The organism is Bacillus sp. PK6-013, from assembly GCF_054161445.1.
Genome location: NZ_CP096417.1, coordinates 1742215 through 1758035 on the forward strand (window position 1 = coordinate 1742215; position 15821 = coordinate 1758035).

Consider the following 15821-nt stretch of genomic DNA (forward strand, 5'->3'; position numbering starts at 1 on the left):
TATTTTATCAAAAAGGAGAATTTTTATATGGTTGCTAAACATTCATTAGAAAATGGGGTATTTCACAAAATGACAGAGAATGAAAAAGAACTGATCCTACATTTTAACAACACAAAGACCGATTATCCAAAAAACAAGACGCTTCATGAGCTTTTTGAGGAACAGGCCATGAAGACGCCTGACCATACGGCTCTTGTGTTCGGTGCTCAGCGCATGACCTACAGAGAGCTGAATGAAAAAGCAAACCAAACCGCGAGACTTCTCAGGGAAAAAGGGATCGGCAGAGGCTCGATTGCCGCGATTATCGCGGAGCGCTCCTTTGAAATGATCATCGGCATCATTGGCATTTTAAAAGCGGGAGGTGCGTATCTGCCGATCGACCCTGAAACGCCGAAAGACAGAATGGCCTTCATGCTCAGCGACACGAAAGCCGCGGTGCTGCTAACGCAAGGAAAAGCGGCAGACGGAATCGATTGTGAGGCTGACATCGTTCAGCTGGACAAAGAGGCTTCAGACGGATTCAGTAAAGAACCGCTCAGTTCTGTCAATGATTCCGGCGATACTGCCTATATTATCTACACATCAGGTTCCACGGGAACGCCAAAAGGCGTCGTCACCCCGCACTACAGTGTCATAAGGGTCGTTCAAAATACCAATTATATCGATATCACAGAAGACGACGTGATCCTCCAGCTGTCCAATTATTCGTTTGACGGATCAGTGTTCGACATCTTCGGCGCTTTATTAAACGGAGCGTCGCTGGTCATGATTGAGAAGGAAGCGTTATTGAACATCAATAGACTTGGAAGCGCTATCAATGAGGAGAAGGTCAGCGTGATGTTCATTACGACGGCACTGTTCAACATGATTGCAGATATTCATGTCGACTGTCTGTCGAATTTACGAAAAATCCTCTTCGGCGGGGAGAGAGCGTCGATTCCGCATGTGAGAAAAGTGCTGAATCATGTCGGCCGGGATAAATTGATTCATGTTTACGGCCCGACGGAAAGCACGGTATATGCGACATATTATTTCATCAATGAAATAGATGAAAAAGCCGATACAATCCCGATCGGCAGCCCGCTGGCGAATACGTCAGTCTTGATCATGGATGAAGCCGGCAAGCTCGTGCCGATCGGGGTTCCCGGAGAGCTGTGCATCGCAGGCGATGGTTTAAGCAAAGGATATTTAAACCGCGAGGAACTGACGGCGGAAAAATTCATCCCGCATCCGTTCATTCCGGGAGAAAGGCTGTACAAAACAGGTGATTTAGCGAAATGGCTGCCTGACGGCAACATCGAATTCATCGGCCGAATCGACCACCAGGTGAAAATCCGCGGTTTCAGGATCGAACTCGGCGAAATCGAAAGCCGGCTGGAGATGCATGAAGACATCAATGAGACGATCGTCATCGTCCGGGAAGACGAAGAAAGCCGCCCGTACATTTGCGCCTATATCACGGCAAATCATGAGATTTCCCTTGATGAGCTGAAAGGATTTTTAGGTGAAAAGCTTCCAGACTACATGATCCCCGCATATTTTGTCAAATTGGACAAGCTGCCCCTCACCAAAAACGGAAAAGTGGACAGAAAAGCCCTGCCTGAGCCGGACAGAACGGCGGGGGCGGAAAACGAATATGAAGCGCCGCGAAATGAAACGGAAGAAAAGCTGGCAGCTGTTTGGCAGGATGTTTTGCACGTTGAAAAAGCGGGCATTCATGATCATTTTGCACAAATGGGCGGACATTCATTGCATGCGATGGAGCTCATCGCCAAAATAAAGGAAAAAATGAATGTTGAAATTCCGCTGCATCAGCTATTTAAGCTTGCGACCATAAAGGAATTGAGCGCTTTTATCGAAGCTAATCAACAAGAAGACAAGGGAGACGGCTTCGTGACAAGGGCTGCCGATCCGGAAAATATCCATGAAACATTCCCGCTTACAGGCATTCAGCTGGCTTATTTAGTTGGAAGAGATGAGTCGTTCGAAATCGGCGGAGTCGCTACGAATTTAACTGTCGAATTTGAAGCTGATGTCGATTTGAATCGATTTCAGCTGACACTGCAAAAATTGATTGACAGGCATCCGATTCTCCGCACGATCGTATTTGAAAACGGAACGCAAAAAATTCTCGAAGCAACACAACGTTATACAATCGAAACTCAGGATTTAAGAGGTTTCACAGAAGAAGAAATCAACGCCAGAATTTTAGAACAGCGGGAGAAGATGACATCAAAGATCATTGATCCAAGTGTATGGCCTTTGTTTGAACTCAAAACGTTTATGCTGCCGGGAGAGAAAAAATATTTTTTCCTCAATGTGGACCCGCTCATTTGCGATGACAGCAGTATGAAACGATTAATCAGGGAGTTTAAACAACTATATGAAAACCCCGGCCTCAAACTGCCTTCACTAGCATACAGCTTCAGAGATTATGTTTTGGCCTCGATCGATTTTAAGCAAACAAGCAGATATCAAAAAGACCAAAAATATTGGCTGGATAAACTGGATCATTTTCCAAGTGCGCCTGAGCTGCCTCTTAAATCAGATCCAGCCCATGTAGCGAAACCTTCGTTCAAGAAGTTTTCAACGTTTTTGGATAGACATACATGGAATGAATTAAAAAAGAAAGCCCGGCATTATCATCTCACGCCGACCTCAGTCCTTTGTGCTGCATATGCCTATATTTTAGCTTATTGGAGCCGGCAAAACCACTTTGCTATCAATTTAACCGTATTTAACAGAATCCCGTTTCATCCGGATGTCAAAAACATGATCGGAGATTTTACCTCTTTAATGCTGCTGGACATCCATGCCGAAGAAAACACGAGCTCTTTCTGGAGATTTGCTTTAAATGTTCAGGACACGCTTTTAGAAGCACTGGAACACAGACATTATGACGGAGTTGATGTGATCAGAAACATCGCCAAAAAGAATGGCATGAATAAAAAAGCGGTCATGCCGATCGTATTCACAAGCGTGCTGAGTGAAAATCCCGACGACTCATTTGACAGTCTTGTCGATTTTGACAACATTCATTTCTTTAGCACAAGAACGTCGCAAGTATACATTGACAACCAAGTATATGAAATAAACGGCGGCCTTTATATTACATGGGACTATGTGGAGCAAATTTTTGAACATGAAGTAATTGAATCGATGTTTGACCAGTATATCGCAGTCATCCAGAAAGCCGTATCCGGCGAGGACGTTTCAACCATCCAAATAAATGAAAAAAGCCGCCAGATGATCAGCGCCTATAATGACACAGATCAATCTTTCGATACCGAGCCCTTGCACGAATTGTTTACCGGCCAGGTTAAACATGGACCTGACAGAGTGGCACTCAAGCATCATGATGAGGTGATGACCTATCAGGAGCTTGACGAAAAATCCAACCAGGTCGCAAGATTTCTCATTGGAAAAGGGGTTGAAAGGGGCGACTATATCGGTGTCATCGGCAAAAGAAGCCTGGGGACGATTGTCAATTTATTGGCTGTATTGAAGACTGGAGCAGCTTATATCCCTCTCGATCCGGATTATCCAGAAGAAAGAAAGGCGTATATCCAATCAAAAAGCAACTGCAAATTCTTCATCAGCCATGACGTGTATGACAAAGAACATATCGAGCGCTTCTCAAAAGCGCCGGTTGACCGAAAAGTCGATTTGGATGACATGGCATATGTCATCTTTACGTCAGGAAGCACAGGCAAGCCAAAAGGCGTTCAGATTACGCATGGTGCCGCAGCGAATACCATTCTCGATATCAATGAAAAATTCAACGTCACAGAACAAGATAACATAATGGGCATTTCCTCATTGTGCTTTGATTTATCTGTATATGACGTGTTTGGCGCTTTAAGCAGCGGGGCGTCACTTGTCATCATTGATGACCAAAGGGATGTATTCAGTCTGAAAGAGACAGTCGAAAAAGAACGGATTACAATTTGGAATTCTGTTCCGGCGATTATGGGAATGACGGCCGATGTATACCCGGCCAACGAGCTCAATCATCATCTCAGACACATCCTGCTAAGCGGAGACTGGATACCGCTTCAGTTGCCTGCAACCATAAAGAAGACGTTTAAAAACGCAGAAGTGATTAGTTTGGGAGGCGCAACAGAGGGATCGATCTGGTCGATCTACTATCCGATTCAAAAAGTAGAGGAAGACTGGAAAAGCATTCCTTATGGAAAACCGCTGGCCAATCAAAAAATATACGTATTGAACCAGAATAAACAATTATGTCCCGTCGGTGTCGAAGGAGAGCTGTACATAGGCGGAGCAGGGGTAGCAAGCGGGTATATTCATGATCAAGAAAAAACGGATCATTCATTTATCCATCATCAGGAATTAGGTTACATCTATAAAACGGGTGACTATGGCGTCTTGAAAGAGGACGGTTATGTAGAGTTTCTCGGAAGAAAAGACAGCCAGGTGAAGATCAGAGGCTACAGAGTGGAAATGGGGGAAATTGAAAATACTCTCGTAAGCCATCAGGAGATTACGAAGGCATCGGTTATTGATTACACAAGTCCGGATGGAATCAAAAACTTATACGCTTTTGTTGTAGCAGAGAACGCGATCAGCCAATTAGATGTAAAGGAATTTTTGCAAAAAACGCTGCCTGACTATATGATTCCTGCGAAATTCGTGGAAATTGACAAAATCCCGTTAACTGTAAACGGAAAAGTCGATAAGCGCACGCTCCATGACTTGGCTGAACAGCATACCGCAGATGAAGGTCAACGAGGCGGATCGATGCTGCCGGAGAATGAAACACAAGCCATGCTTCTGGAGATTTGGAAAGATATATTTGGCCTAGACAGCATCAATCTTCATGTCAGCTATTATGAAATCGGCGGAGACTCACTCAAAGCGATATCCATCATCACGGAAATCAACAAACGAATGAATGTTGAGATGCCGATCAGCGAAATCTTTAAAAATGATTCAATCATCGCTTTGGACCACTATTTGAAAAACAGAGAAGAAAGCGATATGGAACATCCGATTCAAACAGCTCACGAAAAAGAGTATTATCCGACATCCCCTGCCCAACAAAGAATGTATATGCTGTCGATGCTGGAAAATGAAAGGGGAGCTTACCATATTCCGATGGCCCTTCTTGTCGAAGGCCGGATAAACGCCATACAGCTTGAAAACGCATTGAAGACATTTTTGCAAAGACATGAAGTTTTGCGAACCGGGTTTGAAATCCAAAACAATGAACTCATCCAAAAAATTTATGAGAATGTCGAATTCCGCCTCGAATACGAGTGCTTAGACGCTTCAATTACAGATCAGCATGCTTTAATGGAGATCACAAGCAGGTACTGTAAAGAATCCATTAAGCCTTTTGATTTGAGCCGGCCGCCTCTTATGAGGGCCAAGCTGATCAAAATCGACGATATTAGGCATATACTGGTCATAAATTTTCACCACATCATCAGTGACGGGGTTTCTCAAGGGATCCTAATGAATGAAATATTGGAACTTTACAGCAATGTGCCATTGCCGGAAGTAAATGTGCAATATAAAGATTATGTGGAATGGAATCATACATTTAATCAATCAGCCGCGATGAAAAAGCAGGAAGCTTATTGGCTTGACGTTTATCGCGATATACCGTCAAAGCTGGACTTTCCTTATGACTATAAACGTCATCATATCGACACGTTTGAAGGAAGCAGCGTGTTTTTGGAAATGGAGCGGGAGCTGTCAGATCATATAAGGAAGCTGGCGAAACACACCGGAACAACTCTTTATACGGTGATGCTGAGCGCATATTATGTGCTTTTAAATAAATATACAAATCAAACAGATATCGTTGTCGGAACCGCTGCTGCCGGAAGGCTGCATCCTGATCTACAAGATGTATTCGGCGTTTTTGTAAATACACTTGCTTTGCGAAACGAGATTGATACTTCCAACAGCTTTAAAGAATTTTTGCAGCAGACGAAAGAGCGTACGATAGCGGCCTTTGACAATTCCGAGTATCCGTTTGATGATTTGATCCGCAAACTCAATGGTGTACGGGAGTCTAACCGCAATCCTTTGTTCGACACGATGTTTGTTCTGGAAGATGCCAGGATGTTTACCAAACAGAAAGGCGATGTCAAGCTGAGTCCGATCATCTTTGAACTGGACAATGCAAAATTTGACATGATCTTTAATGTGTTGGATTTTGAACAAAAGATCGTATTGAACATTGAATATTCGACAAACCTTTTCAAGGAAGAGACGATTCAAAAGATAGCGGAAGATTATTTCAGGATTTTAGAGGAAGTTTCAGAAAACCTTGATGTTACTTTACATCAAATCGATATGATATCCCGTCAAGAAAAACGGACACTTTTAGAGTTCTTCAACCATACAAAGACGGCATATCCAAAAGGAAAAACAATCCACCAGCTGTTTGAGGAGCAGGTGAATCGAATACCAGATCACACTGCGGTTGTTTTTGAAGATCAAAAACTGACGTACCGACAGTTGAATGAAAAAGCAAATCAAGTGGCAAGGCTGTTGCGAGAAAAAGGTGTCAAGCCGGATACGCTCGTCGGGATCGTGATGGAGCGGTCGTCCGATATGATTGCAGCGGTTCTCGGTGTGCTGAAAGCAGGCGGCGCCTATTTGCCGATTGATCCTGAGTATCCTCTGGAGCGGATGAGATACATGGCTTTTGACAGTGAAGTCAAAGTCATCATCTCTGACGTTCCGCTGGCCGAGGAGCTTACAGCGGAATCGATCGAGTTGATTCATATGGATGATGAGAGGATTGCCGGGCAGGATCGGTCAAACATTGACAATGTCAATCAAAGCGGCGACCTTGCATATGTCATCTATACGTCGGGTTCAACAGGAAAGCCAAAAGGCGTGATGATCGAGCATCAATCATTGATCAACTTGTGCCGCTGGCATCAATCCTGTTTTGAAGTCGGACAAAACGACAACAGCTCGATTTATGCGAGCATCAGCTTCGACGCTTTTGTCTGGGAGCTGTTCCCTTATATAACAGCGGGAGCCACCGTTCATGTCCTCAATCAGGAGACAAGACTGGATGTTGAAAAGCTGAACCGGTATTTTCATGACCATCATATTACGATCAGCTTTTTGCCGACACCAGTCTGCGAACAATTTACAGCGCTTGACAATCATTCGTTAAGAACGTTGTTAACGGGCGGAGATAAATTAAACGTCTTTAAAGAAAAAAGCTATCAAATCGTAAACAATTACGGACCGACGGAGAATACAGTCGTTGCTACAAGTTTTCCAATCGACAAATCGTATCAAAATATTCCGATCGGAAAACCGATCGATAACGTCAAAGTGTATATATTGAACAAAGACCTTCAGCTTTGTCCGCTCGGAGCCAGCGGTGAGCTCTGCATCGCCGGGGAAGGGCTGGCCCGCGGGTATGTAAACAGACCGGAATTGACTCGGGAAAAATTCATCGAAAATCCGTTTGCACCCGGGGAAAGAATGTACCGCACAGGTGATCTTGCCAAAATGCTGCCGGATGGAAACATTCAGTTTTTGGGACGGGTTGACCAGCAGGTTAAGATTCGCGGCTATCGGATCGAACCCGGCGAGATCGAGAACCAGCTGCTTAAATATGAAAAGATTGAAGAAGCGGCGGTCATCGCAAGAGAAGACGGAGATCATGACCCGTATCTTTGCGCATATGTAACGGCTAAAAAGGAAGTAGAACCGGAAAAGATCAGAGCGTTTTTAAAGAAAAGCCTTCCGGATTATATGATTCCTCAGCACTTTGTCCAGCTTGACGGGCTGCCGCTTACCGTGAATGGAAAAGTGGACAAGAAAAGCCTTCCGGTTCCGGAACGGAGCATCACAATGGATCGCTGCTATGAAGCGCCGCGGGATCAGATGGAAGAAAAACTTGTTTCCATATGGGAAGAGGCTTTAGGAATCAATAAAATCGGAATCAACAGCAGCTTCTTTGAAGCCGGCGGGCATTCGCTTAAAGCCGCCGCTTTGGTATCAACTATTCATAAAGAACTGAATGTCAAGCTGCCTTTAAGACAAATATTCGATACCCCGACGATTAAAGGGCTGAGGGAATATATCGGTGCGGCGAAGGAAAGTACTTTTACATCGTTAGGAAAAACGGAAGAAAAACCATATTACCGATTGTCTTCAGCGCAAAAAAGGCTCTATATCCTTTCTCAAGCAGGCAGTCATGTTGCATATAACATGCCTTTTGCCATGACGCTCGAAGGCGATTTTGATATCCGCCGATTTGAGAATACATTCAAAAATATGATTAAAAGACATGAATCATTTCGAACTTCATTTGTCATGATCGACGGTGAAGTGATGCAGCAGATTGAAAACGAGATCGATTTTCAAGTCGCATACAGTGACATCGGCAAAGAAAGTGCCGAAGAAAAAATCAAAAGCTTTATCAGGCCGTTTCAATTGGAAAAAGCACCGCTTTTAAGGGCGGAGGTCGTCAAAGTGAATGAACGTGAGCACTTGCTGATGTTCGATATGCACCATATCATTTCCGATGGCGTGTCCACCGACATCTTCATTCAAGAGCTGGGAGCACTGTATGAAGGGAAATCACTGGAACCGTTCGATATTCAATATAAAGATTACGCAGAATGGGAAAATAGCCATGCCCGTAGCGAGGAGCTGAAAAGACAGGAAGAATACTGGCTGAAGACGTATAAAGGCGATATCCCGGTCCTTGATCTCCCGACAGATCATAAAAGGCCGCTGACGAAAAGCTCTGAAGGTGACACCGTCACTGCAGCAATCGAAAGTGAAACATTCCGCAAGCTTCAGCATATGGCGAAAGAAAACGGCGTTACGATGTACATGCTTCTGTTGGCCGGTTATACAGCGCTGCTTTCCAAATATACAGGTCAGGAAGATATCATCGTCGGGACTCCGGCTGCAGGGAGAAATCATGAGGATATTCAACATCTCATCGGCATGTTTGTCAATACCTTGGCGATCAGAAACCATCCGGAAGGGAAAAAGACTTTCAGACATTATTTGCAAGAGGTAAAAGAAAACACGCTTCAGGCTTATGAAAACCAGGATTATCCGTTTGAAGAGCTTGTAGAAAAAGTAAACATCAAACGGGACATGGCCCGAAACCCGCTCTTTGATACGATGCTCGTGTACCATAACACAGACGTAAAGCCGTTTGAAGCAGAGGGGCTGAGAAGCAGACTGGTGGAGATCAAGCGCGGCATTTCCAAGTTTGACATCACAGTGACTGCGAGTGAAGCGGCAGACGGATTAAGATTGGAAGTTGAGTATTCAACGACGCTATTCAACAAGGAAAGAATGGAAAGACTATCTGAACACCTGATCAGCTTGTTGGAACAAGCGGCGGATCATCCGGACATTGCCATCAATCAGATAGATGTCCTGACAAAGGGTGAAAGACATCGGGTTCTGTATGATTTTAACCGAACAGACGGTGTGTTCTGCAAAGAGATGACGATACCGGAGCTGTTTGAAAAGCAGGCGGAAAAAACGCCTGATCATCCGGCGGTTGCCTTCGGGGATGAAACGATTTCTTACAGGGAGCTGAATGAAAGGGCGAACAGCCTGGCTTTCACCTTGCGTCAAAAAGGAGTAGGCCCTGATGTGATAGCAGGGATTCTCACAGAACGGTCAATCGAAATGATCGTCGGTATTATGGGTATTTTGAAAGCTGGCGGAGCCTATCTGCCAATCGATCCGGCGTATCCGCAGGAAAGAATAAGCTACATGTTAAAAGACAGCGATGTCAGCGTATTATGCGCGGCAGGCGATGTGGATCTGGGTGAAGCTTATGCCGGAGACATCATCCGGATTGATCAAACCGGACAAAATGACCACGTGGAAAACCTTAAGCATGACATCAAGCCGGAGCATTTGGCATATGTCATCTATACATCGGGATCCACTGGAAAACCGAAAGGCGTCATGATCGAGCATCATAGTGTGAACAATCTTGTTCATGGATTAAATGAAAGAATTTACCATCATCTCGATGCTCATTTAAATGTAGCACTGGTTGCGCCTTATATATTTGATGCCTCTGTCAAACAAATATTCGCAGCGCTTCTCTTCGGGCATACCCTTTGCATCGTCCCGCGCGAGACAGCTTGGGATGCGATGAGTTTAATTGAGTATTATTCGAAAAACAACATCAATGTATCGGACATGACGCCTGCTCATTTAAACATGCTGGCGTATGTAGACAAAACGGAACTCGAATTCGATCTGAAGGAATTGATTGTCGGCGGAGATGCTTTAACACCTGATGTCATAGGCGGCCTATTTCATAAATTCCCGAATCTGTCATGCAATATCACGAATGTATACGGCCCGACAGAGTGCTGTGTTGATGCTGCTTCACATCAAATCGAATCGGGAAAAGTGCCGCAAACACCGTCCATTCCGATCGGCAGACCGCTTCTCAATACAAGCATCTATATTGTGGACAAAGACCTCCACCCTCTGCCGGTTGGGATTGCCGGAGAACTATGCATAGCAGGCGAAGGGGTTGCCAGAGGGTATGTAAACAGACCTGAGCTTACGGCGGAAAAGTTTGTCGACCATCCATTTGAGCCGGGCAAAAAAATGTACAAAACCGGAGATTTGGCGATGTGGCTTCCTGATGGACAGATTGAGTTTTTGGGACGCGCCGATCATCAAGTGAAAATCCGCGGCTATCGAATAGAGCTTGGCGAAGTGGAACAGCAGCTCTTGTCACATGAGAAGATTAAAGAAGCGGCGGTGATCTCAGGAAAGGATCAAAACGGCAACAGCTATTTATGCGCCTATTTCGCGTCTGATCAGGAATTGCCTGCAGCTGATGTACGACAATTTCTTGAAAGGGAAATGCCTGATTATATGATTCCGTCCTATTTTGTTAAGCTTGACAGGCTCCCGCGCACCCCAAGCGGTAAAGTGGACAGAAGCGCACTGCCTGAGGCGGACGGAAATTTAATAGAAGGAACTCGGTACGATCCGCCCCGAAATGAAATCGAACGAAAACTCGTGCAAGTCTGGAGAGAGATTCTCGGTGCCGAGGACATCGGGATCAGCCACCATTTCTTTGCGGCAGGGGGAGACTCGATCAAGGCGCTCCAGATCGTTTCCAGGCTGGCAAAGATGAACCTGAAACTTGAGATGAAGGCGCTGTTCGCCAATCCGAAAATAAAGGATCTCAGCCGATTGATCACAGAAGAAACGAGACATCGCAAACATAACAAACCCGTTACAGGTGAGACGGAACTGCTTCCTATCCAAAAGAGATATTTTGCGAACAACAAAGAGGAGCTTGACCACTTCAACCAGTCATTTATGCTCTTTAGAAAAGACGGCTATGACGAAAACTTCGTCAGAACAGCCTTCAATAAAATACTGGAGCAGCATGACGCGTTAAGAATGATCTATGAAGAAAAAGACGGAGACATCATTCAATACAACAGAGGCTATCGTGAAAACTTGTTCGACCTGGATGTTTATGATGTAAGAGGCCTTGACAATCAAGCGGAAAAGGTGTTTGAGCTGGCGACAGGCATTCAAAAAAAATCATCGATTAGAAAAGGAAAACTCGTTCATCTTGGCATCTTCCGGGCTGATGAGGGCGATCACCTGCTCATTGCGATCCATCATCTTGTCGTTGACGGCGTATCGTGGAGAATTTTGTTCGAGGATTTTGAAACATTGTACCTTCAGGCATTGAAAGGCAAACCTCTCGACATCGGATACAAAACGGATTCATACCAAGAGTTCGCCCGTCAATTGAAGAAGTATGCCCAAAGCCGCAGGCTGTTAAAGGAAAGGGAGTATTGGCAAAAGGCCCTGGAAGCGGATGCTCCATTTATTCCTGCTGAAAAGCTTGAACGAGACACGTTTGAACACAGCGCGACCTTGTGCATCAGAATCAGCCCAGACGTGACAGCAAAACTTTTGCGAAACGCAAACAAAGCCTACAACACGGAAATCAACGATATTTTGCTGACGGCATTAATCGCCGCAGTCAGGGATATCACCGGAGAAAACAAATTGAAGGTCATGATGGAAGGGCACGGCAGGGAGGACATCTTAGACGGTGTTGACATCACGAGAACGATCGGCTGGTTTACGACGGTTTATCCGGTCTTTATCGATTTGGGAGAAGAAAAAGAAACATCGCAAAATATCAAAATGGTCAAAGAAACGTTGAGAAAAATACCGAATAAAGGAATCGGCTACGGCGTTTTAAAATACATGACAGAAGAGCTTCAGAAAATACAAACTCAGGCTCCGCTTTCTTTTAACTATTTTGGAGAAATGAACAATGATATGAATAGAAAAGTATTTTCCCAGTCGCCATTTTCACCGGGCGAAAGCATCGGCGGAAAAATCGCTAGGCACTGCGCCGTCGAAATGAATGCGATCTCTTTAAACGGCGAATTGACAATCTATACGACGTTCAACCAGGACCAATACCAAACAAGCGCAATCGAACAACTCAATCAATCATTCAAAGAAAACCTGGAAAAGATCGTCGATCATTGCGTTGATAAAGAAGGATCGGACATGACGCCTTCCGATTATGGCGATGTCTCACTTGGTCTTGAAGAGCTGGAGCGTATTAAAGATAAGTACAGCGCTTTTCAAATCGAAAAGATCTATCCGCTGGCCAACATGCAAAAAGGAATGCTATTTCATAACGCTATGGATCAGACATCAGGGGCATACCTCCAGCAAATTGTCATCGAATTAAAAGGACGTGTCCATCCGGACATTTTAGAAGAAAGCTTTCACGAGATCGTGAAGAGGCATGAAATCTTAAGGGCGTCTTTTGAATATGAAATCACATCCGAACCGAGACAGATTATAGCTAGAGAACGGAAAACGCCTTTCGCATCAATAGATCTGACAGGCGAAAATCGGACTCGCCAGCATAGGTTCATAGAAACATATTTAAAAGAAGATCAGGAAAAAGGCTTTGATCTGAGCAGTGAAGCCCTCATGAGGGTTTGTTTGATCAGAATGAATGACGAATCGTATCGGCTGATTTGGAGTCATCACCACATCCTCCTGGACGGCTGGTGTCTGGGTATTGTTTTGAGCGAGCTGTTCAGTCTATATGGAAAAATAATGAAAGGTGAATCCCGCCGATTAAAAGAGCCGAAGCCGTATGGAGACTATATCAAATGGCTGGAAGAACAAGATAAAGAAGAAGCGGCGGCATACTGGAAGGATTATCTAAAAGGGTATGAGTCGCGGTCTGAACTTCCGGCGTTCAATCGCGGCGCAACGTCAGAAGAATATGGCGGCAAAGAAAAAGTCATATCGTTTTCAAAAGAACTGACAACGAAAATCACCCGGATCGCCAAGACGCATCATGTCACCATCAATACGGTTCTTCAAGGAATTTGGGGCATGATTCTCGCCAAATACAACAATACCGATGAAGTCGTATTCGGAACCGTCGTCTCGGGACGGGAGGCTCCTGTTGACGGCATCGAAGAGATGGTCGGCTTGTTTATTCATACAATACCGACCCGGATCAGCTTTGAAGGCGCAAGAAGCTTTAAAGAGGTGTTAAAGAAAACACAAGCCGAGTCTATCGAAAGCAATCGATACAGCTATATGAATTTATCGGAAATTCAGGAACTGAGTGAAATGAAAAGAGAGCTGATCACCCATGTCATGGCCTTTCAAAATTATGCGTTTGATGAGGAGCTGTTCAGAAGCCAATCCGGGGAAAGCGGTTTTGAACTGGAAGGTGTTCATGGAAAAGAACGGACCAACTATGATTTTAATCTGACCGGCGTTTTAGAAAATGAGCAGCTGAAACTCAAATTGACATTTAATGAAAATGTGTATGACAACACCATCATCGAAACATTAGAAAAGCATATCATCACCGTCGCAGAACAAGTGGCGGAAGATGAGGCACAAACATTACAAGACATCAACCTTGTGTCAAAAGAAGAACAACAGAGGATTTTAGACACATTCAACGATACAAAAACGGATTATCCGAAAGACAAGCCGCTTCATGAGCTCTTTGAGGAACAGGCCATGAAGACGCCTGACCAGACGGCTCTTGTGTTCGGTGCTCAGCGCATGACCTACAGAGAGCTGAATGAAAAAGCAAACCAAACCGCGAGACTCCTCAGGGAAAAAGGGATCGGGAGAGGCTCGATTGCCGCGATCATCGCGGACCGCTCCTTTGAAATGATCATCGGCATCATTGGCATTTTAAAAGCGGGAGGTGCGTATCTGCCGATCGACCCTGAAACGCCTAGAGACAGAATCGATTATATGTTGAAAAATAGCGGTGCGGCATTGTTAGTAACAACAGATTCGCTTCTTCAACCTTTTGATATAAAAACCGTTGATTTGCGTTCGGACGAGTTGCACTTACTAAGCGGAGAGAATCTTCCGCGTGTGAATTGCTCAAGCGATACAGCGTACATCGTCTACACGTCCGGCTCAACCGGAACACCAAAAGGAGTGGTTATCCCGCATTACAGTGCGGCGAGAGTCGTTCAAAATACCAATTATATCGACATCACAGAAGATGACGCCATTCTCCAGCTGTCCAACTATTCGTTTGACGGATCGGTGTTCGACATCTTCGGCGCTCTCTTAAACGGAGCGTCACTCGTCCTGATCGAAAAAGAGACAGTCTTGAATACACATGAGCTGGCCGAAGTGATTGAGAAAGAACGAGTCAGCGTGATGTTCATTACGACAGCGCTGTTCAATACGCTCGCCGACATCAATATCGGCTGTCTTGCCAAGCTGCGGAAAATCCTTTTTGGCGGGGAAAGAGCGTCGATACCGCATGTGAGAAAAGTGCTGGATCATGTCGGCCGGGATAAATTGATTCATGTTTACGGCCCGACGGAAAGCACGGTGTATGCGACATATTATTTTATCAACGAGATAAACGATGAAGCGGAAACAATCCCGATCGGCAGCCCGCTGGCGAATACGTCGGTTTTGATCATGGATGAAGCCGGCAAGCTCGTGCCGATCGGGGTTCCCGGAGAGCTGTGCATCGCAGGCGACGGCTTAAGCAAAGGATATTTAAACCGCGAGGAACTGACGGCGGAAAAATTCATCCCGCATCCGTTTATGCCGGGAGAAAGGCTGTACAAGACGGGCGATTTAGCGAAATGGCTGCCTGATGGCAATATCGAATTCATCGGCCGAATCGACCATCAGGTGAAAATCCGCGGCTTCAGGATCGAACTCGGCGAAATCGAAAGCCGGTTGGAGATGCATGAAGACATCAACGAGACGATCGTTACCGTCAGAGAAGACGGAGAGAACCGCCCGTACATTTGCGCCTATATCACGGCAAAGCGTGAGATTTCCCTTGATGAGCTGAAAGGGTTTTTAGGTGAAAAGCTTCCGGATTATATGATTCCCGCCTATTTCGTGAACATGGACAAGCTGCCGCTCACCAAAAACGGGAAAGTGGACAGAAAAGCCCTGCCTGAGCCGGACAGAAGCGCAGGAACTGAAGCGGAGTACGAAGCGCCAAGAAACTATGTCGAACAGCGCATCATTTCCATCTTGGAGGACGTACTCGGAACAGAGCGGATGGGTATTTCCTGCCATTTCTTCGACAAGGGGGGGAATTCGCTGAAAGCGATGCAAGCTGTTCATTCCATTAACAAAACGTTTGGCCTTAATATGAGGATCAGCACGTTCTTTAAACATCCGACTGCAAAATCATTAGCGCGTTTTGTATTAACCGCTGAAGCCGAATCGGCCGTTAGTGAGGAGTACGCGGAAGAGGAAGTGTGATGGAATTGCACTGTACAATCTATCATTTG

General features: G+C 45.2%; 1 protein-coding gene. It reads left to right on the forward strand.

Annotated elements, in window-relative coordinates; all coding sequences use genetic code 11:
- Nucleotides 1-27 precede the first annotated feature (27 nt).
- Complete coding sequence (bacA, locus tag M1E03_RS08935; protein WP_458110748.1) at nt 28-15792, forward strand: bacitracin non-ribosomal peptide synthetase BacA; 15765 nt, start codon at nt 28-30, stop codon at nt 15790-15792.
- The last annotated feature ends 29 nt before the right edge of the window (nt 15793-15821 follow it).